General features: G+C 33.0%; 25 protein-coding genes, 25 tRNA genes, 1 rRNA gene and 1 other annotated feature. Of the genes, 8 read left to right on the forward strand and 43 right to left on the reverse strand.

The genetic code is table 11. The annotated features are described in order from the left end of the window. Positions 1-33: 33 nt before the first annotated feature. The 4 genes from BN2409_RS16370 (at position 34) to BN2409_RS16385 (ending at position 2,879) form a co-directional block, all read left to right on the forward strand. Entirely contained in the window at positions 34-408 is a 375-nt protein-coding gene (locus tag BN2409_RS16370) for a class II SORL domain-containing protein (protein WP_053957668.1), read from the forward strand. 102 nt (positions 409-510) lie between these two features. Beyond that, the gene (locus tag BN2409_RS16375) at positions 511-1,128 is read left to right on the forward strand and encodes a metallophosphoesterase (protein WP_053957669.1); all 618 of its coding nucleotides are present in this window, start codon (positions 511-513) and stop codon (positions 1,126-1,128) included. Positions 1,129-1,140: 12 nt separating this feature from the next. Continuing rightward, the gene (locus BN2409_RS16380) at positions 1,141-2,142 is read left to right on the forward strand and encodes a hypothetical protein (protein ID WP_053957670.1); all 1,002 of its coding nucleotides are present in this window, start codon (positions 1,141-1,143) and stop codon (positions 2,140-2,142) included. A 104-nt stretch (positions 2,143-2,246) separates the two neighbouring features. Beyond that, positions 2,247-2,879, forward strand: coding sequence for a metal-dependent hydrolase (locus BN2409_RS16385; protein WP_053957671.1), 633 nt, complete (start codon positions 2,247-2,249; stop codon positions 2,877-2,879). A gap of 39 nt (positions 2,880-2,918) precedes the next feature. On the opposite strand, the gene BN2409_RS16390 is transcribed toward BN2409_RS16385, so the two are convergent. After that, positions 2,919-4,136 (reverse strand): uracil-xanthine permease family protein, encoded by a 1,218-nt coding sequence (locus tag BN2409_RS16390; RefSeq protein WP_053957787.1) that lies wholly within the window; start codon positions 4,134-4,136, stop codon positions 2,919-2,921. A gap of 296 nt (positions 4,137-4,432) precedes the next feature. Continuing rightward, a complete protein-coding gene (locus tag BN2409_RS16395; RefSeq protein ID WP_199873083.1) occupies positions 4,433-5,812 on the reverse strand; it encodes a tyrosine phenol-lyase in 1,380 nt (459 codons plus the stop codon). 207 nt (positions 5,813-6,019) lie between these two features. On the opposite strand from BN2409_RS16395, the gene BN2409_RS16400 reads away from it, so the two are divergent. Continuing rightward, positions 6,020-6,328, forward strand: coding sequence for a hypothetical protein (locus tag BN2409_RS16400; RefSeq protein ID WP_053957672.1), 309 nt, complete (start codon positions 6,020-6,022; stop codon positions 6,326-6,328). A gap of 141 nt (positions 6,329-6,469) precedes the next feature. Continuing rightward, complete coding sequence (locus BN2409_RS16405) at positions 6,470-9,337, forward strand: penicillin-binding protein 1A (RefSeq protein WP_053957673.1); 2,868 nt, start codon at positions 6,470-6,472, stop codon at positions 9,335-9,337. Positions 9,338-9,363: 26 nt separating this feature from the next. Here BN2409_RS16405 and BN2409_RS16410 read toward each other — a convergent pair whose 3' ends face one another. The 13 genes from BN2409_RS16410 to BN2409_RS16465 all read right to left on the reverse strand — a co-directional run bounded on the left by BN2409_RS16410 (position 9,364) and on the right by BN2409_RS16465 (position 18,687). After that, the gene (locus BN2409_RS16410) at positions 9,364-10,836 is read right to left on the reverse strand and encodes a spore germination protein (RefSeq protein ID WP_053957674.1); all 1,473 of its coding nucleotides are present in this window, start codon (positions 10,834-10,836) and stop codon (positions 9,364-9,366) included. Beyond that, positions 10,793-11,392, reverse strand: a complete 600-nt coding sequence (gene spoVAEA / locus BN2409_RS16415; protein WP_053957675.1) for a stage V sporulation protein SpoVABEA — start codon at positions 11,390-11,392, stop codon at positions 10,793-10,795. The genes BN2409_RS16410 and spoVAEA overlap by 44 nt, the downstream gene beginning before the upstream one ends. Positions 11,393-11,411: 19 nt before the next feature. Further along, complete coding sequence (gene spoVAE, locus BN2409_RS16420; RefSeq protein ID WP_053957676.1) at positions 11,412-11,768, reverse strand: stage V sporulation protein AE; 357 nt, start codon at positions 11,766-11,768, stop codon at positions 11,412-11,414. 9 nt (positions 11,769-11,777) lie between these two features. After that, positions 11,778-12,797, reverse strand: coding sequence for a stage V sporulation protein AD (gene spoVAD, locus BN2409_RS16425; RefSeq protein WP_053957677.1), 1,020 nt, complete (start codon positions 12,795-12,797; stop codon positions 11,778-11,780). A 17-nt stretch (positions 12,798-12,814) separates the two neighbouring features. Continuing rightward, positions 12,815-13,324, reverse strand: a complete 510-nt coding sequence (gene spoVAC / locus BN2409_RS16430; protein ID WP_330375500.1) for a stage V sporulation protein AC — start codon at positions 13,322-13,324, stop codon at positions 12,815-12,817. Next, positions 13,311-13,727 (reverse strand): stage V sporulation protein AB, encoded by a 417-nt coding sequence (locus tag BN2409_RS16435; RefSeq protein WP_053957678.1) that lies wholly within the window; start codon positions 13,725-13,727, stop codon positions 13,311-13,313. Before BN2409_RS16435 ends, spoVAC begins: the two co-directional genes overlap by 14 nt. 17 nt (positions 13,728-13,744) lie before the next feature. Beyond that, the gene (locus BN2409_RS16440; RefSeq protein WP_053957679.1) at positions 13,745-14,365 is read right to left on the reverse strand and encodes a stage V sporulation protein AA; all 621 of its coding nucleotides are present in this window, start codon (positions 14,363-14,365) and stop codon (positions 13,745-13,747) included. Between the two features lie 10 nt (positions 14,366-14,375). Continuing rightward, complete coding sequence (locus tag BN2409_RS17435) at positions 14,376-14,519, reverse strand: hypothetical protein (protein ID WP_199873084.1); 144 nt, start codon at positions 14,517-14,519, stop codon at positions 14,376-14,378. 101 nt (positions 14,520-14,620) lie between these two features. Then, a complete protein-coding gene (gene sigF / locus BN2409_RS16445; RefSeq protein WP_053957680.1) occupies positions 14,621-15,394 on the reverse strand; it encodes an RNA polymerase sporulation sigma factor SigF in 774 nt (257 codons plus the stop codon). Between the two features lie 12 nt (positions 15,395-15,406). After that, complete coding sequence (gene spoIIAB / locus BN2409_RS16450; RefSeq protein ID WP_330375501.1) at positions 15,407-15,841, reverse strand: anti-sigma F factor; 435 nt, start codon at positions 15,839-15,841, stop codon at positions 15,407-15,409. Positions 15,842-15,854: 13 nt separating this feature from the next. After that, a complete protein-coding gene (spoIIAA, locus tag BN2409_RS16455) occupies positions 15,855-16,190 on the reverse strand; it encodes an anti-sigma F factor antagonist (protein ID WP_053957681.1) in 336 nt (111 codons plus the stop codon). 165 nt (positions 16,191-16,355) lie between these two features. After that, positions 16,356-17,534 (reverse strand): tRNA uracil 4-sulfurtransferase ThiI, encoded by a 1,179-nt coding sequence (gene thiI / locus BN2409_RS16460; RefSeq protein WP_053957682.1) that lies wholly within the window; start codon positions 17,532-17,534, stop codon positions 16,356-16,358. Positions 17,535-17,538: 4 nt separating this feature from the next. Next, positions 17,539-18,687, reverse strand: coding sequence for a cysteine desulfurase family protein (locus tag BN2409_RS16465; RefSeq protein ID WP_053957683.1), 1,149 nt, complete (start codon positions 18,685-18,687; stop codon positions 17,539-17,541). Between the two features lie 403 nt (positions 18,688-19,090). Between BN2409_RS16465 and BN2409_RS16470 the strand changes: the two genes are divergently transcribed. Then, positions 19,091-20,086, forward strand: coding sequence for an asparaginase (locus BN2409_RS16470; RefSeq protein ID WP_110943186.1), 996 nt, complete (start codon positions 19,091-19,093; stop codon positions 20,084-20,086). A gap of 33 nt (positions 20,087-20,119) precedes the next feature. Here the strand turns inward: BN2409_RS16470 and BN2409_RS16475 are convergent, their stop codons facing one another. Both BN2409_RS16475 and BN2409_RS16480 read right to left on the reverse strand, forming a co-directional pair. After that, the gene (locus tag BN2409_RS16475; protein ID WP_053957684.1) at positions 20,120-21,172 is read right to left on the reverse strand and encodes an HD-GYP domain-containing protein; all 1,053 of its coding nucleotides are present in this window, start codon (positions 21,170-21,172) and stop codon (positions 20,120-20,122) included. 77 nt (positions 21,173-21,249) lie between these two features. Further along, positions 21,250-21,621, reverse strand: a complete 372-nt coding sequence (locus BN2409_RS16480) for a hypothetical protein (RefSeq protein WP_053957685.1) — start codon at positions 21,619-21,621, stop codon at positions 21,250-21,252. Between the two features lie 140 nt (positions 21,622-21,761). Between BN2409_RS16480 and BN2409_RS16485 the strand changes: the two genes are divergently transcribed. Next, complete coding sequence (locus BN2409_RS16485) at positions 21,762-22,775, forward strand: ribonuclease H-like domain-containing protein (RefSeq protein WP_053957686.1); 1,014 nt, start codon at positions 21,762-21,764, stop codon at positions 22,773-22,775. Between the two features lie 153 nt (positions 22,776-22,928). Here the strand turns inward: BN2409_RS16485 and BN2409_RS16490 are convergent. From BN2409_RS16490 to BN2409_RS16630, 26 genes are all read right to left on the reverse strand, one after another. Beyond that, a tRNA-Phe gene (locus tag BN2409_RS16490) sits at positions 22,929-23,004 on the reverse strand. 5 nt (positions 23,005-23,009) lie between these two features. Further along, positions 23,010-23,086, reverse strand: a tRNA-Ile gene (locus tag BN2409_RS16495). Between the two features lie 5 nt (positions 23,087-23,091). Further along, positions 23,092-23,168 (reverse strand) — tRNA-Ile (locus BN2409_RS16500). Between the two features lie 3 nt (positions 23,169-23,171). Further along, positions 23,172-23,248 (reverse strand) — tRNA-Pro (locus BN2409_RS16505). Between the two features lie 5 nt (positions 23,249-23,253). Continuing rightward, positions 23,254-23,329 (reverse strand) — tRNA-Trp (locus tag BN2409_RS16510). A 9-nt stretch (positions 23,330-23,338) separates the two neighbouring features. Next, positions 23,339-23,415, reverse strand: a tRNA-Ile gene (locus BN2409_RS16515). 5 nt (positions 23,416-23,420) lie between these two features. After that, positions 23,421-23,511, reverse strand: a tRNA-Ser gene (locus BN2409_RS16520). A gap of 4 nt (positions 23,512-23,515) precedes the next feature. After that, positions 23,516-23,604: transfer RNA gene (locus BN2409_RS16525), tRNA-Ser, on the reverse strand. A gap of 6 nt (positions 23,605-23,610) precedes the next feature. Continuing rightward, positions 23,611-23,686, reverse strand: a tRNA-Lys gene (locus BN2409_RS16530). Between the two features lie 3 nt (positions 23,687-23,689). After that, positions 23,690-23,765: transfer RNA gene (locus tag BN2409_RS16535), tRNA-Gln, on the reverse strand. Between the two features lie 5 nt (positions 23,766-23,770). Next, positions 23,771-23,847: transfer RNA gene (locus BN2409_RS16540), tRNA-Arg, on the reverse strand. A gap of 5 nt (positions 23,848-23,852) precedes the next feature. After that, positions 23,853-23,926: transfer RNA gene (locus BN2409_RS16545), tRNA-Gly, on the reverse strand. Positions 23,927-23,929: 3 nt separating this feature from the next. Beyond that, a tRNA-Gly gene (locus BN2409_RS16550) sits at positions 23,930-24,004 on the reverse strand. A 4-nt stretch (positions 24,005-24,008) separates the two neighbouring features. Further along, a tRNA-Tyr gene (locus BN2409_RS16555) sits at positions 24,009-24,093 on the reverse strand. Between the two features lie 4 nt (positions 24,094-24,097). Further along, positions 24,098-24,172 (reverse strand) — tRNA-Thr (locus BN2409_RS16560). 11 nt (positions 24,173-24,183) lie between these two features. After that, positions 24,184-24,260 (reverse strand) — tRNA-Asp (locus BN2409_RS16565). 8 nt (positions 24,261-24,268) lie between these two features. Continuing rightward, a tRNA-Val gene (locus BN2409_RS16570) sits at positions 24,269-24,344 on the reverse strand. A 5-nt stretch (positions 24,345-24,349) separates the two neighbouring features. Further along, positions 24,350-24,424, reverse strand: a tRNA-Glu gene (locus tag BN2409_RS16575). Between the two features lie 7 nt (positions 24,425-24,431). Beyond that, positions 24,432-24,508: transfer RNA gene (locus tag BN2409_RS16580), tRNA-Met, on the reverse strand. Positions 24,509-24,513: 5 nt separating this feature from the next. Next, a tRNA-Met gene (locus BN2409_RS16585) sits at positions 24,514-24,589 on the reverse strand. A gap of 5 nt (positions 24,590-24,594) precedes the next feature. Beyond that, positions 24,595-24,683, reverse strand: a tRNA-Leu gene (locus BN2409_RS16590). Positions 24,684-24,688: 5 nt separating this feature from the next. Beyond that, positions 24,689-24,763 (reverse strand) — tRNA-Asn (locus tag BN2409_RS16595). Between the two features lie 5 nt (positions 24,764-24,768). Beyond that, positions 24,769-24,885, reverse strand: a 5S ribosomal RNA gene (rrf, locus tag BN2409_RS16600). A 138-nt stretch (positions 24,886-25,023) separates the two neighbouring features. Beyond that, positions 25,024-25,788, reverse strand: a sequence feature (23S ribosomal RNA rRNA prediction is too short). A gap of 79 nt (positions 25,789-25,867) precedes the next feature. Beyond that, positions 25,868-25,942: transfer RNA gene (locus BN2409_RS16615), tRNA-Glu, on the reverse strand. 67 nt (positions 25,943-26,009) lie between these two features. Beyond that, positions 26,010-26,084 (reverse strand) — tRNA-Glu (locus BN2409_RS16625). 4 nt (positions 26,085-26,088) lie between these two features. Further along, a tRNA-Met gene (locus tag BN2409_RS16630) sits at positions 26,089-26,164 on the reverse strand. Positions 26,165-26,198: the final 34 nt, after the last annotated feature.

Raw genomic sequence — 26,198 nt, forward strand, 5'->3', positions numbered from 1 at the left:
GATTATTAAAAAAAAGATAAAGGAGAGTTTTCAATGAGCGAATTCAAACAAATGATACAAAGTGGAGATTGGAAAGGGGAAAAACATGTACCTATTATTCATGCCCCTGAAAAAATAAAAGCTGACGAATTAGTAGAAATCAAAGTTTCTATAGGAGATGCAATTAAACACCCTAATACTTTAGAACATCATATTTCTTGGTTTAAATTATTTTATCTTCCTGAGGGAGGAAAATTCCCTATTGAGTTAGGTACATTTGAATTTAGAGCCCATGGAGAAGGAGAATCATTCACCGAACCGTGTGTTCATACCTGTGTGAAATTAAAAACTTCAGGAAATCTATATGCCCTAAGTTATTGTAATCTTCATGGACTTTGGGAAAGTTCTCAAAAAATTATTGTTGAATAAGAATAATACGCCACAAATAGAAAATACTCTATTTGTGGCTTTTTTCAATTCATGATAATATATTTTAAAAATATAAACTTTATAAACTAAGGAATGGTCTAGATGATTAACTTTAAAAAACTTTTTTATTCTATTACAGGTAATGTGTATATCCCTCCAGAAATCCTTCATACTCATGAAGAAATTCTTCTTCATATTTCTGATACACCTGTAAACTTTTTTTCTCCGTTAAAAAGAATCCTTCATCAATTAAAACCAGATTATATTGTTCATACTGGTGATTTAGTGGACAATATTAAATTAGAGATTTATCCTTATCGACTAGAGGAATACAAAAAAAATGTTAAGTCTTTAATTCAAATCGTAGAATCATCTTCTGCAAAAGAAATTTATTTAACAATTGGAAATCATGACCATAAAGAAACAGTCCAACAATTCATCAAAAAATCTTTTATCATAGAAAAAAGACAAACCATTACCATTCAAGATCATTCCATGGATATTGGTCATTTTCCTAATAAAACATCACCATCTTCTATAAAATATCATCTATTTGGTCATGACCTTACACTTCATACTCAAATAAATGATAAAAAAATTTATTTAAATGGTCTCTCTACCATTAATATTATTTTTTTAAATAGTGGAAAAATATTTACTTTACCCTATCCTTATGGTACAAATGATAGTCGTATGTGTAAATCAAAAATAGGATTTTAAAGGAGGATTATCATGTTATCTTTAGTAAGAAGTGGCCCTAAAATATTGGTTTTGGGAAGTAATCATGTTCATGAAATCATAAGTTATTGTAAAAAAATGTTTGAAGGATATGTATGTGATATAGACACAGCTTTTGAAAAATCTAATGATCAATTTACAATTGTTCTTCTTACTGAAAAATCAAAACAAATCCTTCATCTTACAGACATAGAAAATATTTTAGTTCTCAAAGAAAACATAGAAAACATTTTAAATAAGATGCTCAATGATAAAATGTATGATAAAATTTCTTACTCTAGAATTGCTCCAAGAATCATTGTCATGCGCTGTTTTGGAAATACTCAAAAGATATTAGATCAAATCAAAGAAGACCACTATGGTAGTATAGGTACTTTTCATAAAATGCTTGAAGAACATAATCATGGAGTAGTCATAGTTTTTACAACCAAACCTCTTCACAAACCTATTGGCCTTTGTGATTTATATGACAAATCCTTATTTATTCAACAAAACTATCCTTCCCTTATTCAAGATTTAAGAATACACAGTTTAAAATACTTAAATATAGGACTGGATAACAAGGATTGGTATGAGCTTCATATAAAAATTTATGATAGTTATGGAGAATATCTTCTTCACTATGAAAGACTTTTTAAAGTGATGGAAGATTTGGAATTAGGTCTAATTCTAGGAGAATCCTGGGGCACTGATGCGGCCACTATTTTTTACAGCGTAGGAATTTATCGTATTCGATTTTTTACATTTTACGAACCCAAAGTAATTAAAAAAATTTTATTAGGATTAGAATATTTAGAAGATGGTACACGAATTGTAGACTTAGACCTTTATCATAAGAGGAAAAAAATTCACTGGAGTGATGTAAGAGAGAAAAATATAAAAGATAAGATTACTTTAAGCAACAAATTTAGAAAAGAAATATTTTCAAATTTAAAACAAGAAACTTGTAATCAAGTTCTAGTATTAGAAGAAAAAATTAAAAATACTAGATATTAATCATTTTAAACAAATATCGACATTTATTTACTTCCAATAGTCTCTAAATATGCTATAATAAAACAGAACATATGTTTTAAATTTGAAAATAAGGAGATTTCTAAATGACTGGTAAAACCCATATGTTATTTGGTTATGTAACCAGCTTATATATACTTCCAAAATTAGGATATGACCCTAGCATTGCTACAACTGCTGCTGCTGCTTTAGGATCTTTAATTCCTGATTTAGATCATCCAAAAGCAAAACTCAATCAAAAAATCCTTCCTATCAAAAATAGATTTGGAAAAGTATTATTTTATTGTGGTATAGGAAGTTTCTTAATTTATAGATATGGATGGGCTCATCAATTGATTTTTACAGTAGCTATTTTACTTATGGTTATTGGTCTATCCCAACATAGAAGCTTTACTCATAGTATTCTAGGGACAGGTATTATTTTTTTTATAGTATTTTTTATACTAAAAGATATGCTTCCTTATACTCTTCTTCTTTCTTTTCTATTGGGGATGGCTTCCCACCTGGTTGGAGACTTTATTACTATTGGGGGTATTGAACTATTTTATCCTTTTAGCAATAAAAAATATAAATTTATATTAACTATATCCTCTGCCAAACTAGCAGAACCTTTAATATGTATATTTTTTATGTATTTAATCATTTATTTTTATATAGGACATAACAAAAGCATCCACTTTATTTATGATCTGATTAAAAAATTCACATGTTTCTATTAACCCTGCACATAGCCTAAAAGGAGAAAAAATAACCATGCTCTAAAAAGCATGGTCATTTTTTCTATTCAATATCCTATTTAATACAACTCCTACAATTGCTGCAAAGCTTAATCCTGAAATTGTTACTGTATCTGTGACAGAAATTCCTATACTAATTCCAAATTGTTTTTCTATATAAGATGCTCCTAATCCTAACACAAGAATAGATACCATAATGAATATATTCTTTATATTAAAATTCACTTTGTTATTTTTAATAGTTTGTACTCCTATTAAAGAAATCATACTAAAAAGCATCAAACTTATTCCACCCATAACAGGTACTGGAATAGATTTTAAAAATCCTCCTATTTTTGATATGAATCCTAAACAGATTGCAAATACTGCTGCCATTCTTAATATGGAAGGATCATAATTTTTTGTGATAGCCAATACTCCTGTATTTTCTCCATAGGTAGTATTCGCAGGTCCACCAATCAATCCTGCAAATAAAGTTGCAAGACCATCTCCTAATAGTGTTCTATTCAGTCCTGGATCTTCAATAAAATTTTCCCCTACTACTTGACCATTCGTTGTAATATCTCCAACATGTTCCATAAAAACAGCTACAACTACTGGTGCAATAATGGCTATTGCTCCTATATCAAACTTAGGTAATGTAAAATGTGGAACAGATACAATCGGTGCATTTTTAATTAAGTCTACATCTACAATTCCTAATTTTAAAGATACTAAATATCCAACTATAACTCCTGCAAGAATAGATAATTGCTTTGAAAATCCTTTCCCTGTAAAAGTAATCATAAGTGCTACAGATAAAGTAATAACTGCTACTAAAAGATTATTTTTTGCCATTCCATATGCTGTAGGTATAAGGTTTAATCCGATCACAATAATCATAGGTCCTACTACTTGAGGAGGAAGAAACTGTTCAATTTTTTCAACTCCTACTTTCCCTATTACAAAAGACATCATTACATATATAAGTCCTGCTATAATAATTCCACCTTGTGCATAAGTTAAATCTCCATGATACATTTCTTTTACTGTAAGAATAACAGGTATGAATGCGAAGGAAGATCCTAAAAATACAGGTACCTTTTTCTTTGTAACCATATGAAAAGTTAAAGTTCCGACTCCTGCAGCAACCAATGCCACAGATGTATCAAACCCTGTCAAGATGGGTACCAATACAGTAGCGCCAAACATTGCAATAAGATGTTGTAAAGCTAAAACCATTTTCTTAATCATGGCCATATTTGTTGATCTTTCTTTTACATCTACTTTAGATTTTCCCAATACATTTTCTGACATAAAAAACCCTCCTTGTTTTTTATTAAGGAGAACTATAAAACGATTCTCCTTTTTCGGCCTCTCTGGACCAAATTAAAAGGTACTTGATAAAATAAAAAACTTCTCACCTAATGGCAAGAAGTTATCTTCTAAAAGCACAATCATTTTATCAACATCTTGCCAGTCTCTCAGGACTGAATTAAAGATTTTTTTCTTTTTTTCAATTATATCACTTTTTTATCTTTGAATCAATATAAAGTTTACTCTTTTTCTTCAAATCTTCCAGTAAAAAATCGAAGCATTTTAGGTTCATACGTCCATTGTAGCCCTTTTATGCTGTATTTATTTTTCCAAATGTGAATTACTGATTCTGCTACATAATCTAAATGAGTATAAGTATATACTCTTCTTGGAATAGTCAATCTAACAAGTTCTAATTTAGGATAATGATTTTTTCCAGTATGTTTATCCCTTCCAGCAGATACAATGCCCCTCTCCATTGTTCTGACTCCAGAATCTACATAAATGGCTGCTGCTAATGCTTGAGCTGGAAATTCACCTTGACTCAAATGTGGCAAAAATGCTTTTGCATCTAAAAACACAGCATGACCTCCTGTAGGCTTTACAATAGGAACTCCTGCATTTTCTAATTTTTCACCTAAATATCTCACTTGATGGACTCTATGTTTGATATAATGATAATCTATGGCTTCTTCTAAACCTCTCGCCATAGCCTCCATATCTCTTCCTGCTAATCCTCCATAGCTAGGCATTCCTTCATATACCACTACTAGCTCTTTTGCTTTTTCAAAAAGTTCCTCATCATTTAAGCATAAAAAACCACCTATATTTGTAATACAATCTTTCTTTCCACTCATTGTACAACCATCGCCATAGGAAAATAGTTCTTTAACAATTTCTTTAATAGAATGATCTTCATATCCTCTTTCATTTTCTTTAATAAAATAAGCATTTTCTACACACCTTGTAGCATCAAACATTACTTTTATACCATTTTCATGTGCTAATTTACTAACCTCTTTTATATTTTCCATACTTACAGGCTGTCCCCCAGCTAAATTTACTGTAACGGCCACACAAATATAAGGAATTTTATCTGGTCCCACTTCATTAATAAGCTTTTGGAATTTAGCTAAATCTACATTTCCTTTAAATTTTATATCTCCTCTAGTAGAATCATGAGCTTCATCTATAATAACATCTACAAAATTGCCTCCATTGTTTTCTTGATGATATCTAGTAGTTGTAAAATACATATTTCCTGGAATATAATCTCCTTCTTTTATGCAAATTGTTGATAATAGATTTTCAGCTCCTCTTCCCTGATGAGTAGGTACCACATATTTAAATCCAAATATATCTTTTACAGTATTCTCTAAATGATAGAAATTTCTACTGCCAGCATAAGCTTCATCTCCTATCATTAAACCTGCCCATTGATTGTCACTCATTGCATTTGTGCCACTATCTGTTAATAAGTCAATATATACTTCATCTGATTTCAATAAAAAAGTATTGTACCCTGCTCTTTTAATCGCTTTTTCTCTTTCCTCCTTAGATAAAATTTTTAAAGGTTCTACTGCTTTAATTTTAAAAGGTTCTGGCATAAATTTTAACATTTGTATATCCTCCTTTTTATATTTATATTTTGTATTCAAATCAAACTTTCTTATTTTTTATTTATTTGCACTTTTTTTATATGTCTCATAAATTTGTATTAAACATTTCTTGATTATATACCAACTCTTTTATATATCTTTTCAATCAATCAATTATTTTGTATAATATGATGGAATCATATTTCATTTAAAAAGGAGGCAGTATCTATGGATTCTTTTCAACAATTTATTAAATATGTAAAATTAGATGAAGAAAAAAGAATTTTAATTTCTATTGAAAATCAATTAGAAAGCTATTTACAAGATGAAAAAATAAGATCTATGCTTAAAGAATCTGCTCAATCTATTTTAAAGGATGATTTTATTCAACTTGAAATAGGTAAAAATATATGTAGAGTAACTGTAAGAGAAGGAGCAGAAGAAAAAAGTTTAAAACTCATTGAGGAAGAATTAGTAAAAGGAATTGAAATGGCTATGGCTTTCTTAATACAAATGAAACATATGAACAAAGAATAAAGCTTGATATAAAAATCAAGCTTTTATTTTTTCAACTTTTCATCGTTCTCTATTCTTTTTCATTAACAAGTTATTTTTACTATGATATAATATTTTTTAGGTATGTCCATTTTTCTTTTTGTATTTAGGAGGGGATTAATTTTGTCAGAAAATAATGAACATAAATCTAGAGGTACTAACAAACAAAAGAAAAAGAAAAAAGTAAGTTTTTTCAGAACGTTTTTTCTCATCATTATTTTATTTACCTTTATAGGAACAGGAATATTAGGTGGTTGGGTATTTGCTGTAATCAAATCTTCCACTTCAGTAGATTTTACTCAGATCTATACATTACTTGATGAGAACTCATTTATTTATGATAGTGAAGGAAACTTGATTGAAAAAGTAGAAGGAGATGGACTTAGAACCATTGTAAAGTACAATGATATTCCTAAGAATTTAAAGGACGCTTTTATTGCTATTGAAGATAAAGACTTTGAAGATCATCACGGCCTTAGTATCAAAAGAATTGTAAAAGCTTTAATTGAAGATATTAAAGCAGGAGCTCCTGTTCAAGGAGCAAGTACTATCACACAACAGCTTGTTAAAAATCTTTATTTATCTCATGATAAAAAAATAGAAAGAAAAATAAAAGAAGCCTATTATGCAATTCAAATAGAAAGACATCTTACAAAAGAAGAAATATTGGAAGCATACTTAAATACCATATATTTAGGTGGTGGAGCAAAAGGAGTACAAGGAGCTGCTTATACCTATTTTTCAAAGGATGTTGGTGAATTAGATTTGGCAGAATGTGCACTGATTGCTGGAATTACAAAAAATCCAGCTAAATATTCGCCCCTTAAGACTCTAAAAAAAGAAGATGTAGATCCTACCAAGCATTTTATTATAGATGATAGTGATGAAATATATACACTTGTTTATGATGAAAGATACAAACCTAGACAAGAACTAGTTTTAAAAATGATGAAAGATCAAAATATGATCTCAGAAGAAGAATATTATACAGCAATGAATGAAGATTTAAAAAGTCATTTCAATCCTGGAAAAAAAGAAATGCATGGTATTTCATCATTTTTTACAGACACAGTAAAAAATGACGTAGTCAATGCATTAATGAAAGAATTAGGTATACCTGAAGAAAAAGCAAATGATATGTTATATAATCAAGGACTTAGAATCTATAGTACAATTGATTTAAGAATACAAAAAATATTAGAACAAGCATATGAAGAAAATAGCAATTTCCCTAATTTAGTAGCTAGAAAAGATGGTGCTGGAAACATCTTATCTAAAAATAATAAATCTATCTTACTTTATAAATATTCAAATTTAGTAAATAGTCAAGAACAATTAATGATTCCAAAAGGAGACTTTAAATATGATAATGAAGGCAATATTGTCTTCTTAAAAAATAAAAAATTTAACTTTGTTTCCTTATATACGGATGGACAAAGAAGTGCAATACAATTAGTAATCAAAGATTCTTATATACAAAATTCAGGTAAGGAAATACTCATGCTAAAAGGCGGTAGTCTTAAAATTCCTAGTGAGTATAAAGAATTTGACTATGAAAAAAATGTTGTAGTCAAAAGAAGCTTTTTAAATGAAAATCCAGAGTTTTTCCAAAAAGATTTATCAGGCAACCTCCTAATTGGAAAAGATTATTATTCTATTAATCAAAAAGGAGTTGTTCAACCTCAGTCTTCTATGGTAATTATGGATTATCATACTGGAGAAATTAAGGCTTTAGTAGGAGGTAGAGAAGTTAAAGGAAAAAGATTGTACAATAGAGCTTTAAATCCTAGACAACCTGGATCATCCATTAAATCTCTTGCAATCTATGCACCAGCTATTGATAATGGTTGGACTGCTGCAGATGTTGTAGATGATGTACCTCACTATGACACAAGTGGTAAAATATGGCCAAAGAACTGGTATAAAGGATATTATGGACTATCCTCTCTTCGAGAAGGTCTTAAATTATCTATGAATGTTCTTCCAGTAAAAATTGGAGAACAAATTGGAATTCATACCTCTATAGATTATTTGAAAAAAATGGGAATTACTACAGTTAAAGAAAGCGGAAGTCGTTCTGATAAAAATCTAGCTGCTTTAGCACTTGGAGGAATGACTCAAGGAATCAGTCCTTTAGAAATGACTGGAGCCTATGCATCTTTAGCAAATGAAGGTGTATATATCAAGCCAAAATCTTTTATAAAAATTACAGATAGAGATGGAAATATTATTTTAGAGAATAATAGCTATAAAAATAGAGTTCTTAGCAAAGAAGCAGCTTTCATTATGACAGATATGCTAAGAGATACAGTAAGTAGCGGTATTGCAAAGAGAGCTCGCCTAGATTCAGGCAATTCTAAAATTCCTGTAGCCGGAAAAACAGGTACTACAACAGATAATTATGATGCTTGGTTTGTAGGATATACTCCTTATTATGTAGGTGCTACATGGATTGGAAATGATGTTCATATAGAATTATCTAGTGGTAGTTCTGCAAGTGTAAAACTTTGGAATAAAGTCATGAAACAAATTCACGAAGGGCTTCCTCCAAAGAATTTTAAAAAACCAAACAATATTATTTCTCTTGCAGTTGATACAAAATCAGGAAAGCTTCCTACAGAATTAAGTAGACAAGCAGGACATGTGCGCACAGAATATTTTATAAAAGGTACAGAACCTAAAGAATATGATGATACCCATGTGCGATTAGAAATAGATACTTCAACAAATCAACTTGCGAGTCCTTATTGTCCTTCTGCTTATGTACAAAGTAGAATATTTGTGAAAAGACCAGTGCCTTATAATCCTTCTAAAAATGGTGGCATTGTTCCAAAAGACTTTGGTCAATCACCTCCATCAGGATATTGTACACAACATAGTGAACATGGTTCTATAGATGATAACTCTTCTCCTGATGAAGGTATTTATACAAAGCCAGAGGAAGATCCTAATGATAATGAAGAATCTATTGAAGATCCTTTTATGGAATAAAGAAGAAGGCAATGCCTTCTTCTTTTTTATTCTGGTGTTTCATCTTTAGGAGGAGAAGAATCTTTATCTACTACCTTTAAAAAATCAGGACGATATCTAACCTCAGGTATTGGTTTTCTAAAAAATACAGATGAAAGTCCTCTTCTATTAAAAGGTATAAGAGGCCATAAATAGGGAGTGCCTCCTATAGATTTTGTTGTAAGTAAAACAAAAAATACAAATATAATAGCTATTACAAATCCTATTTCTTTAAAAAGTCCCGTAGCAATTAATAAAATCAATCTAAATATTCTAATAGCCATGGAAAATTCTATACTAGGAGTAGCAAACATACCAATACCTGCAATAGCCATATATAAAACTGTTTCAGGAATAAACCATCCTACTTCTACAGCAAATTGACTTAATATTAATCCTCCTATAATTCCTAAAGAAGTAGTCAGTGCATTTGGAGTATGAATAGAAGCTATTCTTAAAATATCTACTCCTATCTCTAGAATAATAAATTGCATTAAAAGAGAAATTTCTCCTGTTTTTTTTGGTCCTATAAAAGAAATAAACTCTGGTAGCCCTTCCTTATGATATACTAACAAAAGCCATAGAGGCGGTAATATAAAAGATAAAAACATTGCAATCAATCTAATCCATCTCATATAAGTTCCTACTGCTGGATTTTGATAATAATCTTCTGCATGCTGTGTAAAATGAAACATAGTCACAGGTAAAATCATTACACTAGGAGTCGTATCTACCATAATAATAATATGTCCTTCAAAAAGATGTGCTGCTGCTACATCTGCCCTTTCTGTATATCTTGCTTGAGGCAGTGGATTCCAATTTCTTCCTAAAATAAATTCTTCTAATGTTTTCTCTCCCATTTCTAAAGCATCTGTATTGATTTGATCTAACTTCTTTTTAATATCTTTAATTAAATTTGGATTTGCAATATCTTCTATATATCCAACTACTACATCTGTCTGAGATCTTTTCCCTATTTTGGTCATCTCAAATCTAAGATTTGGATCTCTTACTCTTCTTCGAACCAAAGCTGTATTAAAAACGATGGTTTCTGTAAATCCATCTCTTGCTCCTCTTGTAACTCTTTCTAAATCTGGCTCTTGTGGACCTCTCACTGGATACGTTCTAACGTCTAAGATAATGGCTTGATTTTCTCCATCAATTAAAATAGCTAATGCGCCTGACAATACCATAAATTTTATTTGTTCTATATCATCAGTAGATTCTACTTCTAAATAAGGGATCTTTTCTTCCATTAATTTTTCTATCATATCTTTTCTATAATCTTTTGCCTCTATCTTTTGTAAAATTTTCATAATGTAGAGCATAATATCATCTTTTGCAAAACCATCAATAAATAATAAACTTGCTTGTTTATTTCCTATTAATATTTGTCTATTTACTACATCAAAACTTTTAGATATGCCTAAAGACTCATCAAGAATCTCTATGTTTTCTTTGAGTTTTTTTGTAAGATTCATTTGTATAACCACTCCTTTTGAGAATCTCCTCCATTGCTTTTGTTATAATAGGAGCTCCAATTTCACAATCATCTTTTCCTTCCATTTTTCCTATATCACCAATTCCTACAACTAAAGGCACATTACACTTTTTGATAATATCTACCGTATCTCCATATAGTATTTTTCCTTTTTGAGGCATTCCATTCTTATTTACAGCTTGATTTACTTTTTTTCCATTACAGGCAATAGAAAAATCAACACAAACTCCTTCTACTCCAGGAGTATTGGATGCTACTGCAATGGCCCCTAAAACTTCTATATCTGGGTGATTTACAATTTCATAAAAAGCCCATTCTCCTTCTCCCGTATCAGGAGATCCCTTATCATCTACCATGACTACAACTGGGTCATATTTCGCAGATTTTACAAGCTCTACAATTTCATTTCCATGTATAGGTGTAGGATTTCCTCCTGAACGTGAAATACATCTTCCCCCTATATTTTTGACAGCTTGTTCTACAGCCCTTTGAGCTATAGAATCTCCATCTGTAACTAAAATCACTTTTCTTTTCATATACCCTATTCCTTCTTTCCTATTTCTTAGTTTTAGGATTAAATATGACAGCCATCATATATCCAAATACTACTGCTGCTGAAACTCCCCCTGCTCCTGCCTTTGCTCCCCCTGTAAAAGCACCTAAAATTCCACTTTCTTTTGTTGCTTTTATGGCTCCTTTAGCCAATGTATATCCAAAACCTGTAATGGGTACAGTAGCTCCTGCTCCTCCTATTTTTACGATAGGCTCATAAATTCCTATTGCTGTTAAAACTGCTCCTAATGTTACAAATACTACTAAGACATGAGCAGGTGTCATTTTCATTGCATCTATTAAGATCTGTCCAATAAAACATATACTTCCTCCTACTAAGAATGCTTTTATATAGTCCATAATTTCCTCCTACTTTTTCTGATTTTCAATAGTGATAGCATGAGCAATAGCTGGAATACTCTGCCCTTGTTGACTACTAGTAGTAGAAAGTAAAGCTCCTGTTGATACAAACAACACTTTATTTAGTTTTTTTCTTTGTAATTCCTTGTAAATATATCCACACAATACGGATGCACAACACCCACATCCACTTCCTCCAGCATAAGTATTTTGTACTTTATGATCAAATATCAAAACTCCACAGTCATCGTATATTTTCCCTATATTGTAGCCTTTTTCAAAAATCATTTCTTCTGCAATTTCTTTTCCAATGGTTCCAAGATCTCCTGTAACAATTAAGTCATAATCATCAGGAGTACATCCACAATCTTTAAAATGTGTCACTATAGTATCTACTGCTGCAGGAGCCATAGCAGCACCCATGTTATTTGAATCTTTAATTCCTAAATCTATTACCTTTCCTATGGTTGCATAAGTAATTTGAGGTCCTTCTCCTAAAGATGATAAAATACAAGCTCCTGCACCTGTTACTGTCCACTGAGAAGTAGGTCCTCTTTGATTTCCATGTTCTAATGGAAATCGATACTGTCTTTCTGCAGAGCTGAAATGACTTGATGTAGCACAAACTACATAATTTGCATATTCTCCATCAATAAATAAAGCTCCTAAGCTTAAAGATTCTGCCATAGTCGAGCAAGCTCCATAAAGTCCTAAGAAAGGAATCGCTAGCTCTCTTGCTGCAAAAGATGTAGACATAATTTGATTGAGTAAATCCCCTGAAAACATATATTCTATGTCAGATATTTTTTTATCACTTTTTTGAATAGCTTTTTTAACTGTCTCTCTAAGAAGTTTACTTTCTGCTAATTCAAAGCTTTTTTCTCCATATAAATCATCAGATAAAATCTCATCAAAACATGTTCTTAATGGTCCTTTTCCTTCCTTAGGACCTACTATAGATGCAGCTGCAATAATATGAGGAGGCTTTAGAAACTTGATCGTTTGTTTTCCTATTTTTTTAGATGCCATCTTCTTCCTCCTATGTTTCAAAATAAAAAGTATAAAATTCCTATCATTACAGAGCTCATTAATCCATATACCAAAACTGGCCCTGCTAAAATAAACATTTTTGCACCTATTCCAAATATATATCCTTCTTTTTTAAATTCCATAGCAGGAGATACTATAGAATTTGCAAATCCTGTGATAGGAATAATCGATCCACCTCCTGCAAATCTTCCTATATCATCATATACACCAATTCCTGTTAAAAAAGCTCCTATAAATATGAGAATCATCGAAGTAACAGTAGAAACTTCATCTTTTGAAAGACTTCCTAAACTAAGGATATGATTGACCCACTCTCCTAAGGTACAAATTATTCCTCCCACTACAAATGCCTTTCCTCCATTTTTAAAATATTTAGGTTTAGGACTTTTATTTTTTACATAATCATTATATTTTTTTTCTATCAAATCTTCATTTTTCATAAAATCTATTTCTTCCTTTCTACTCTTTTTCAATCCTTCTTCTATCATCTCCCTATTTATTGACAAAAACCCAATAAATAAATGACCCTACCATCTTTCCTCCTGCTAAAGAAAAAAAGACGAGTTTAATATACGGATGAATTTGAAAACGATTGATCACAACAGGAATCACATTGGTTACTTCTGTTAGTGCAGAAGCCAAAAGACCTATAAAAGTTCCCATTAAAAACCCTACACAAATTACCATAATTTTTCCAATATCTATAGATAGATCTAAGGCACTTCCTAAGGATATTAGAGTTACCGTTATCCCAATAGTAATTTCATAGATTTTCACATGTTCTTCTGTGCTAGTAAGTTGTGCCAATCTTGGTACTATATCTAATATAGTTAAAAATGCAATAAGAGCAGTTCCTACCATTACACCTTCTGAAAATCCTATAAATCCCATTAATAAATTTAATCCCACATATGTTCACCAACCTATTATTTTTCTTCTGTGTTTTTCTCGTTGTTTAAAATATACTGGTCCATACTTTTTCTGTATGAAGCCATCTCCACTTCCATTGGACTAGGTTCATTATTAAATTTCTTTGGAAGGATATGATTAAAAAATACTGCCATTCCCACTCCTATTCCTAAAGAATATGGAATCTGAAGAATTAATGGCTTATTACTTTCTTTTCCTGTAATCATTTTATAAACTTGCCTATGGGATTCTCTCATATTCACATCTGCATGAAAATTCATCAACGCAAGACCAGATCCTACAAAAATAACAATACATACGATCCCTATTTTTACATATGTCCATATATTTTTTTGATCTTTCATATTTTTGTCTATTTTTACTAATATTTCTGCTTCTCCTATAGGAAATACATTCACATTAGGATAAGCTTTTTTCATTTTTTCAATAATCGTAAGAATAGAAACTACAATATGATTATCAGCATTCTTAGGCACTTGAATAATTTCTAAATTTAATAATTCTGTCTTAATGGGTTCATCTGCTAAAATAACTGCTAAATCTTTTAAAAATACACTTTGTCCCCCCTCTATACTCAGTCCGTCTTTCATTTGTATATAAACAGCTTTTTTATTCATATTTTCACCCTCATTGATCTAAATTAAAAACAAGCTTTGCTTTTGTATGTTTTTCTAACTTTGAATGATTTGTAAGGAAAAAAAAGGAGGTACCTACTACAATAAATACAAAAAATAGTATTCCTAAAAAAATTCCTTTTTTCTTCTTTAACATTTCGTCACCTCTTTGCATCTTTTAATTTTATTATTGTCCAATCTATTGTCTAAAATTCTTATTTTTTTTTGCTTTCATAAAAATGAAAAAAAGACATGTATTTACCATGTCTTTTCTAACAATTCTCTCATTTGTTTTAAAATCTTTTTTTCGATCCTAGAAACTTGTACTTGTGAAATCCCTAGGATATTAGCAATCTCTGTCTGAGTTTTATCCTTAAAATATCTCAGTATAATAATTGTTCTTTCTCTTGATTTTAATTTAGAAAGAATTTCTACCAATGCAATTCTATCTAATACTTCTCCTTCATCCTCTATTTTTGTTTCACTTATTTTATCAATCAAATGAACAGGAGAACCGTCATCTTGATGAATAATATCATATAAATAATCAGGCTGAACATTAGAATCCATAGCCATTACAATTTCTTCTTTAGATAAATCCAATACTTTTGAAAGCTCTTTTAAAGTAGGTTCTCTTCCAAATTTTTTAAATAAAGTTTCCTTAGTGCTTTTTACTCTCGCTGCTGTCTGTTTTAGGGAACGACTTACTTTAATCATTCCATCATCTCTTAAAAATCGTTTGATTTCACCAATAATCATAGGCACCGCATAAGTAGAAAATCTCACATCATATGAAAAATCAAATTTATCTATTGCTTTCATCAGGCCAATGCAGCCTAGTTGATACAAATCTTCCTTTTCATAGCCTCTATTTGCAAACCTTTTTAAGACACTTCTTACAAGTCCAAGATTATGTTGTACTAAAATATTTTTTGCCTCTTCATCTCCATTTTGAGCTTTTTTTATTAATAAAATTGTCTCTTCATGATCTAATATTCTATTTTGTTCCTGTGATAATATACTTATACCCATACCATCTACCCCTTAATGGTCACAACTTCTAAACTTCTTAATCATTCTTATCTCTGTTCCCATATTTTTTTGTGACTGTATTTTTACTTCATCCATAAAAGTTTCCATTACTGTAAATCCCATTCCAGATCTCTCAAGCTCAGGTCTAGATGTATATAAAGGTTCTCTAGCCTTTTGTATATCTTCTATTCCTGCTCCTTGGTCTTTTATACTAATCTCTATTTCATCATCTCTTAGGATGCATTCAATCATAACAATTCCATCTCCTCCCTCATACCCATGGATAATAGCATTGGTAACAGCTTCGGATACTGCTGTTTTTACGTCTGCTAATTCCTCTATAGTAGGATCTAATTGAGAAGCAAAAGCTGCTACTACAACTCTAGCAAAAGCCTCATTTTGGGATTTGCTCATAATCTCTAAATGCATACGATTGTTTGTTGACAATTCTCTCACCCCTTTATAATCTTTCTATTGCTTCATTTTTATTCTTAAATTTTTTTACAATATGAAATAACCCTGACATCTTAAAAATTTTTTCTACCCTGCTATTTAAATGAATAACTGCTGCTTGTCCACCTAGTTTTTGTACTTTTTTATATCTTCCTATCACTACTCCAATTCCCGAACTATCCATAAAATTCATATCTTCCATATCAAAAATAATATTTTTAATAGAATTTGTTGCAATTTCTTTATCTATTCTTTCTCTGATTTCTTCTGCTGTATGATGATCTAATTCCCCACTGAGCTTAGTAATTAAATGATTTCCTATAGTTTCAAAGGTAACTTCCATTACAATCCCCCCTTATGATCTATCTCTCCTTTACATATTCTTGAAGGATTTCTTTTTTCCTTTGATGAAAATTGTCTAGTTTTCATTCTTATTGTCACACAAAAATGACATGTTGTAATCACAACATGTCATTTTTGTATGCTATAGAAATTATATAAGTTAATACTATTCTTCCTCTATGCTTATATCAATCACTTCCATACTTTCTACCGCTTCATCTACTAATTTTTCAACGTCAAGATTACTTTCAGAAATTAAAATTCTTTCAAGTCTTGGCTTGGTTACTGGTCTTTTAGGTAAAAACACAGTACAACAATCTTCATAAGGAAGAATGGACGTTTCAAATGTATCAATTTTTTTTGCAATATCCATAATATCTACTTTATCTAATGCAATCAAAGGTCTAAAAACAGGAAGATCCACTGCATGATTGGTTACTGTAAGTCCTTGGATGGTTTGGCTTGCAACTTGTCCAATGCTTTCTCCTGTTACTAAAGCATTGGCTTCTCTCTTTAAAGCTATTTTTTGTGCTATTTTCATCATAAATCTTCTTGATAAAATAGTCATCTCTTCTTCTGGACACTTTTCATTAATTTCCTTTTGGATAGGTAATAAGTTTACACTATGAAGCTTTATATTTCCACAATACTGACAAAGAATTTTCGCTAAATCTATTACTTTTTCTTTTGCTCTCTCACTTGTAAAAGGATAGCTATGATAATGAACAGCTTCAATTTCCATTCCTCTCTTTGCCATCATCCATGCAGCTACTGGACTATCGATTCCACCAGATAATAATACCATTGCTTTTCCATTTGTTCCTAGTGGCATGCCTCCATATGCTGGAATTTTTTTAGAATAAATATAAGCTTTATCCCTTATATCTACATAAAGAATCATTTCTGGATGATGAACATCTACTTTTAAATTCTCTGTATGAGATAAAATAAATCCTCCTATTTCTCTACATAATTCTGGAGATGTAAGAGAAAAGCTTTTATCTCCTCTTCTAGCTTCTACTTTAAATGTTTTTATATTTTCTTCTTCCATTCTTTCTTCTACCTGAGCTAGTGCACCTTCATATATACTTTCCATATCTTTTTGTATTTTATAAGTAGGGCTTACAGATACAATTCCAAATACTTTTTTTACTCTTTCGATCACATCTTCTTCATCATAGTCACCCATATCTATAAAAACTAATCCACCTACATGCTGTACGCTCATTTTTCCTAAATCCTTTAAATTTCCTCTTATATGTCCTAATAGCTTATTTACAAAATATGATTTATTATGTCCTTTTAACCCTATTTCTCCATATCGCGCAATTAATATTTTTTTCATCGGATCACCTCTTTATAATCTTTCTTAAATCTTTTACATGATTTTTAACTTTTTCTACTGCATAGTCTATTTCTTCTATGGTATTATGATAAGAAAAACTGAATCTTATGGCTCCTTCTATTTCCTCATCTTTTAACTTCATATTTTTTAATACATGACTTTTGCTATTTTTGTGAGATGAACAAGCTGAACCTGTAGACACATAAATGCCATCTTGCTCTAAACTATGAAGAAGTACTTCTCCTCTTATCCCTAAAAAACTTATATTTGCAATATGTGGTGCGCTTCCTTCTTTTTCATATCCATTGATTTTTATTTCTCTAACTTCATTTTTTATACCACCTATAAATCTATCCTTTAAAGATTGAAGGATTGCTATTTTTTCATCCATATCATATAATTCTACACAAGCTTCTCCTAATCCTATAATTCCAGGAACATTTTCTGTTCCAGATCTTATTCCAGTCTCTTGATTTCCTCCATAAAGAATAGGAGAAATATTTGTATTCTTTCTTATGTATAAAGCACCTATTCCTTTTGGCCCATGAATCTTATGCCCGCTTATAGATAAAAGATCTGCTCCTAACTTTTTAGGTGTAAATTTTATTTTTCCAAAGGACTGTATAGCATCTACATGAAAAATAGGTTTTTGTTTCATCTTACTTAATAATTTCCCTATTTCTTCTATAGGTTGAATGGTACCTACTTCATTATTCACATGCATCATACTTATCAAAGCTGTATCTTCTGATAAATTTTCTTTTACTTGTTCTATATTTATTCTTCCAAAAGAATCTACATCTATATAAACCACATCATATCCTTTATTTTCTAATTCTTTATATACATTTAATACAGAAGGATGCTCTATTTTTGTAGTAATAATTTTTTTGCCTCTTCTATTTTTTAAAGAACCTTGTATGGCCATATTATTAGATTCTGTTCCTCCAGAAGTAAAAATAATTTCTTGATCTAAAGCTCCTAATGCTTTAGATAATTTTTTTCTTGCATCTTTTACCATCCTTTCTACTTCTACACCTTTATGATGTAATGAAGAAGGATTTCCATAATACTCTGTAAGTACCTTGATCATCATTTGTACTACTTCTTCATTTGGTTTTGTAGTAGCACTATTATCTAGATAAACTTCCATATATAACCTCTCCATCTTAAAATTTATTGTATATATCTTTCCATATTTTATATGAATCCTTTGTTTTTGTAAAGTTACTATAACCTTATTATTGCCTTCTATTCTTTTAAAATATAATTCAATTTAAAAAAATATAGAAAAATGTAAAAAAATGTGTAAAAACACTTGCTATCCTTGTCGTTTTTTGTTATAATTTGTTTAGTGGTTATCCCCCTGATAACCTCGATAATATAATCTCTATTCCCAATACCCCTTTTGAACGTAAACCAACAAAGAACCCAGTCTTCGGAGACTGGGTTCTTTGTATTGCCTATTAAAATAATTCATCATCAAATAAATTCCCTCTGGTGATATTTTTATAAATCTGTTACCATATGAATAGAGGATAAAAGGGGGAAATGCTATGAAAAATATCCATAAGGTTGCTGTCATCTTTACAGGAGGTACTATATCTATGAAAATAGATCCTAGAATCTCTGCAGCCATTCCAGCTTTATCAAGCGAAGAAATTATGTCTATGGTAACAAATATTGATAAATATGCAGATATAGAAATCGTTAACTTCGCCAGAATTCCAGGGCCTCATATGACTCCACAAAAAATGATGGAGCTATCCAAACTCGTAAAAAAACTAACCATAAGAGATGATATTACTGGAATTGTCATTACTCATGGAACAGACTCCCTGGAAGAAACGGCCTATTTACTAGATCTTACCATAAACAGTCAAAAGCCTATTATTGTAGTTGGTGCTATGCGAAATAGCTCTGAACTAGGATATGATGGTTCCAGCAATCTCTCTGCTGCTATATGTACTGCCATATCTGATCAATCCAAAAACAAAGGTGTCTTAATTGTAATGAACAATGAATTAAATGCTGCTAGTGAAGTAACCAAAACTCATACACTTGCCCTTGATACTTTTAAATCTTTAGAATTTGGTCCTTTAGGAATTGTAGACAATGATGAAGTTATTTTTTATAGAGATATTACCAAACACATTCATATTGAAACAGAAACTATAGAAGAAAAAGTAGATCTTATTAAAGCTGTTGCTGGAATGGATTCTCGATTGATTAAATTCTGTGTAGATTCAGGTAGTAAAGGAATTGTACTAGAAGCTATGGGAAGAGGAAATGTTCCCCCTATGATGGTAGAAGGAATTGAATATGCTATCTCTCATGGTGTGATCATAGTGATGGTTTCTAGATGTCCTATGGGTAGGGTTTTAGATACATATGGATATGAAGGAGCTGGAAGATCGTTAAGAAATCTTGGGGTAATTTTAGGAGGAAATCTCCCAGGTCAAAAAGCAAGGATTAAATTAATGCTTGCTTTAAGTGCTACCAATGATTTACAAGAAATTAAAACCATATTTGAAAAAAGTTTTTATCAATAAAAATTCGCATATGCAAAAGCATATGCGAATTTTTTATGCCAATACTTCCACAATTTCATATTCTAATGATTTATTTAAATCAATAAATTTATTATTTATTTTAACCAAGGGTCTTGTAGGCATTTGTTTATTTACTAATACAATCTCACCAATTTCTCCTGTATTGAGTTGTACAATATTTCCTACATAAAATTTAGAAATTTGAAAGAGAAATTGATTAGATATATATGGATCTAACACTCCAAATCTATTTTTTGCAATCAGTTCTGCTACTTTAAAAGGGGATTGTTTTTGTTTATATACTCTTTGGGCTGTCATAGCATCAAATATATCTGCAATAGCAATAACCTTAGCAAATTCATGAATTTTATTTGCTTTGATCTTTAATGGATACCCACTTCCATCCATTCTTTCATGATGTTGCAAGACTCCACAACATATATCAAAATTCCATCTTTCCTGTGCCAAAATTTCATACCCTAAAGTAGGATGAGCTTGAATAATTTGAAACTCTTCTTCTGATAATTTATCTGGTTTATTGATAATACGAGAATCTATCCTACATTTTCCAATATCATGAAGAATTGCTGCAATGGATAATTGATCTAGATCATTTTGAGTATAATTTAACCATTTTCCAATCATAGTAGCCAAAATGCATACATTAATAGAATGTTTATAAGTATAATCATCTACTACTTTTAATCTTCTTAATCTAGACAATATATTATTATCCTCTACCACTTCCTCAATAAGGGGTAATGTAGCATTTTTTATCATTTCCACCTCTATTTTTTTACCTAATCCTACCTCTTCATAAACTTTTTTAAAATCTGAAAGACTCTTCATATAAGGCTGTCTCAATTTTATATCCGGTATAATTTTTAATCTTTTAGATAATTCTTCATCTATATTTTCTTCCTTTTCTTTTACACATATATAATAAATATTCATCTTTTGTATTTTTTCAATATGTTCTTCTGTAAGAATTGTATCTCTCGTCAAAAAAATCAAATCATATTTTCCTATAATATCTTGAGCTAGCATCATTCCTGGCTTTATGTCATGTATATCTATAAATTTCATCCGATTCCCCTCTTTCAGAAAATATATAAAAATACATTTGTTAATTTCTACATATTTCCTCATTTTCCTTCAACAGTTTATGATTTTATTACTTTTCTCCCACAATTTTTACAATAATGTTCATCTTCTTCAAACGCAATTCCACAGTAGCTACAATATTCCAGTCCCATTAATGCATTTAACTTTCTTTTTATATTGTTTCTTTCTCTTTCTATTTGTTGAATTTGTCGGCATTTTACTTGAATATCTGTAATCGGCATATCATTTTTTTTACTAAAAAAATATTCATAAATGATATCACCAATAGAAACCTTTATGGCTTGTATTTGTTTGTCTATATTTTTTAGTTCTAACTTTAATTCTGCTATTTCAATTACCTCATCTGTCTTTTGAGATAAAATTTTTGTTCCCGATGTAACTTTATCTGCTAATTTATCTAAAAAATCCATTTGATCACCTCACTCCTATTATTAATATATGTCTTTTCTATGTAAAAAGCTTATTTGCCTTTTAAAAGTAATATCATTTATAATATAGAAATATAAGCTATTTTAAATTACATGATTTTATTCAAAAGGAGATGTATCTATTGGAAATTTTAGAATATAAAATACAAGAGTCCATTCATTTGCCTAAAAACTTTTTATTGTCATATGAAGATATTAATTTTGCTTTATTCGATATTGAAACTACAGGACTTAGTTCTCTTCATAATCAAGTCATACTTATTGGACTTTTGTATATACAAAATGGTCAAATCACTATGAAACAATTTTTTTGTGAAAATAGAAAAGAAGAAATAGAGATTTTACAAGCTTTTGAAAAAGAAATAAAAAAGTTTCAGCTATTCATTAGCTATAATGGCGACACTTTTGATATTCCATTTTTAAATAAAAGATTTCAATTTCATAAAATAACTTATTGTATACAGAAACATAAAAGTTTAGATTTATTAAAATGGGTAAAAAAAACAAAGGATTTATTTCAGTTTAATAATTGTAAACTAAAATCATTAGAAGAGCATTTAGGAATTTATAGAAATGATAAAATATCTGGAAAAGAAAGTGTTTCTCTTTATGAAGAATATGAAAAAAATCAAGCTGAACAGTTAAAAAAATTAATTCTTTTACATAATTATGATGATTTATATTATTTTTCAAAGGCTTTATGTATTTTAGATCAAGCCCCTATAGATTATACATTAGAATGTTTTCCTCATATTTTTCATATATCTGACAAAAACATAGGATATATTTTTCATCCATCTATAAAAAATGGATATTTCCAATTGGATGGATTTTATTCAGATATAAAAATAAAAAAAGACTACATTATCTATGACAATGCTTTTCATTTAGAATATACGAAAAAATCATCTTCTTTTATTTTAAAAATTCCTCTGTACAAAGGAATACTCTCTACAGGAGCCAAATGTCTATATATAGATACATTGGATTTTCCTTTTTCCTATTCTGTAGACAATACACCATCAGTTATTTCTTCTAATATTGTCATATTTAAGGAAGGTTCTATTATGAAGTTTACAGAAATTCATAGATTCATTATAGATCTACTTAGATATATTTTTACGGTTCACGAATAAGCAAAGTTATGAAAAATTCGCATATTCCTCTCGGAATTGCTCATGTCGCCAACGAAATTCTTTCATTTCATTCAGAATTTCCGTTTAGAATAAAAAACCGTCACTTGATTTTCAATATAGAAAAAACACATCTATCATATAGATGTGTTTTTTTGGTGCCCAGAGGCGGAATCGAACCACCGACACGGGGATTTTCAGTCCCCTGCTCTACCGACTGAGCTATCTGGGCAAGAATGGTGGGCCTTCAGGGATTCGAACCCCGGACCTGCCGGTTATGAGCCGGACGCTCTAACCAACTGAGCTAAAGGCCCCTATATGGTGGGCTTGGGAGGACTCGAACCTCCGACCTCACGCTTATCAGGCGTGCGCTCTAACCACCTGAGCTACAAGCCCATATGGTCGGGGTGGCAGGATTTGAACCCGCGGCCCTCTGGTCCCAAACCAGATGCGCTACCAAACTGCGCTACACCCCGATATATGGCAGGGGCAGAAGGACTTGAACCCTCGGCACGTGGTTTTGGAGACCACTGCTCTACCAACTGAGCTATACCCCTAAATAAAAATGGTGGGCCTTCAGGGATTCGAACCCCGGACCTGCCGGTTATGAGCCGGACGCTCTAACCAACTGAGCTAAAGGCCCCTACATGGCGGAGAAGGCGGGATTCGAACCCGCGCACCAGTTGCCCGGCCTAACGGTTTAGCAAACCGTCCTCTTCAGCCTCTTGAGTACTTCTCCATGCTGGCGGAGAGGGTGGGATTCGAACCCACGGTCCCTTTCGGAATCACTGGTTTTCAAGACCAGCTCCTTAAACCACTCGGACACCTCTCCAGGATTTGGTGACCCATCCGCGGCTCGAACGCGGGACACCTTGATTAAAAGTCAAGTGCTCTACCTACTGAGCTAATGGGTCATATGGCTGGGGTAGCAGGACTCGAACCTACGGATGCCAGAGTCAAAGTCTGGTGCCTTACCGACTTGGCTATACCCCATTATATGGCGGGTCCACAGGGATTCGAACCCCGGACACACGGCTTAGAAGGCCGTTGCTCTATCCAACTGAGCTATGAACCCATATTTGGAGCGGATGATGGGAATCGAACCCACGCTACCAGCTTGGAAGGCTGGAGTTCTACCATTGAACTACATCCGCATTTGGAGCGGAAGACGAGATTCGAACTCGCGACCCTCGCCTTGGCAAGGCGATGCTCTACCACTGAGCCACTTCCGCATATTGGTGGAGGAAGGTGGATTCGAACCACCGAAAGCTCAGCTAACGGATTTACAGTCCGCCCCCTTTGGCCACTCGGGAATTCCTCCATTTTGGAGCTGGCGAAGGGAATCGAACCCCCAACCTGCTGATTACAAGTCAGCTGCTCTACCGTTGAGCCACACCAGCTAATATAAAAATGGCGACCCGGAAGGGGCTCGAACCCTCGACCTCCAGCGTGACAGGCTGGCATTCTAACCAACTGAACTACCGGGCCAAAATAAATGGTGGGCGCAATAGGGCTCGAACCTATGACCCCCTGCTTGTAAGGCAGGTGCTCTCCCAGCTGAGCTATGCGCCCTAAAATGGTGACCCATCCGAGAATCGAACTCGGGTTACCGCCGTGAAAGGGCGGTGTCTTGACCGCTTGACCAATGGGCCTTAATAATGGTAGCGGCGAGTGGACTTGAACCACCGACCTTCCGGGTATGAACCGGACGCTCTAGCCAACTAAGCTACGCCGCCATTAATGGTTGCGGAGGCAGGATTTGAACCTACGACCTTCGGGTTATGAGCCCGACGAGCTGCCAGCTGCTCCACTCCGCGATATTTGGTGCCGGGGACCGGAATCGAACCGGTACGATCTGTAAGGACCGCAGGATTTTAAGTCCTGTGCGTCTGCCAGTTCCGCCACCCCGGCATTTTTGGCTCCAAGGGTGGGGCTCGAACCCACAGCCTACCGGTTAACAGCCGGTTGCTCCACCATTGAGCTACCTTGGAACATAAACTAGCGACGACCTACTCTCCCAGGGCGCTACCGCCCAAGTACCATCAGCGCTGAAGAGCTTAACTTCTGTGTTCGATATGGGAACAGGTGTAGCCTCCTCGCTATTGTCACTAGATTTATTTTAAAGACAAGATATATATTAACACATTTTTTCCTTTTTGTCAACAAACTTTTTAATAATAACAAAATTTATTTTATCATTTTCTAGTTTTGTCAACATATATACCTTGAAAATTAAACAATGCAAAATCTGGTCAAGTCCTCGACCGATTAGTACCTATCAGCTAAAGACATTGCTGCCCTTACACCCTAGGCCTATCAACCAGATGGTCTATCTGGGGTCTTACCTTAAAAAGTGGGAAATCTCATCTTGAGGGAGGCTTCGCGCTTAGATGCCTTCAGCGCTTATCCCGTCCATACATAGCTACTCAGCCGTGCCGCTGGCGCGACAACTGATACACCAGAGGTATGTCCATCCCGGTCCTCTCGTACTAAGGACAGCTCCTCTCAAATTTCCTGCGCCCACAGCGGATAGGGACCGAACTGTCTCACGACGTTCTGAACCCAGCTCGCGTGCCTCTTTAATGGGCGAACAGCCCAACCCTTGGGACCTACTTCAGCCCCAGGATGAGACGAGCCNCCTTCTTGTTTTGCCTACAGGACTGTTACCTTCTTTGGTGGGCCTTTCCAGACCTCTTCAACTACAATAGCCTCTTTCTTAATGAACATATCCACAACCCCTAAAAGATAACTTCTAGGTTTGGGCTAATCCCCTTTCGCTCGCCGCTACTTAGGGAATCGAGTTTTCTTTCTATTCCTCAGGGTACTTAGATGTTTCAGTTCCCCTGGTATGTCTCCTCACTACCTATGTATTCAGTAGTGGGTACCTAAGTATTACCCTAGGTAGGTTTCCCCATTCGGAAATCCACGGATCAAAGCCTGCTTGCGGCTACCCGTGGCTTATCGCAGCTTACCACGTCCTTCATCGACTCCTGGTGCCAAGGCATTCNGATAAATGGTGGGCGCAATAGGGATCGAACCTATGACCCCCTGCTTGTAAGGCAGGTGCTCTCCCAGCTGAGCTATGCGCCCGAAATTGGTGACCCATCCGAGAATCGAACTCGGGTTACCGCCGTGAAAGGGCGGTGTCTTGACCGCTTGACCAATGGGCCTTAATGGTTGCGGAGGCAGGATTTGAACCTACGACCTTCGGGTTATGAGCCCGACGAGCTGCCANATTGGTGACCCATCCGAGAATCGAACTCGGGTTACCGCCGTGAAAGGGCGGTGTCTTGACCGCTTGACCAATGGGCCTTAATGGTTGCGGAGGCAGGATTTGAACCTACGACCTTCGGGTTATGAGCCCGACGAGCTGCCAGCTGCTCCACTCCGCGATATTTGGTGCCGGGGACCGGAATCGAACCGGTA

This window comes from Inediibacterium massiliense (assembly GCF_001282725.1).
Taxonomy (GTDB): Bacteria; Bacillota; Clostridia; order Peptostreptococcales; family Thermotaleaceae; genus Anaerophilus; species Anaerophilus massiliensis.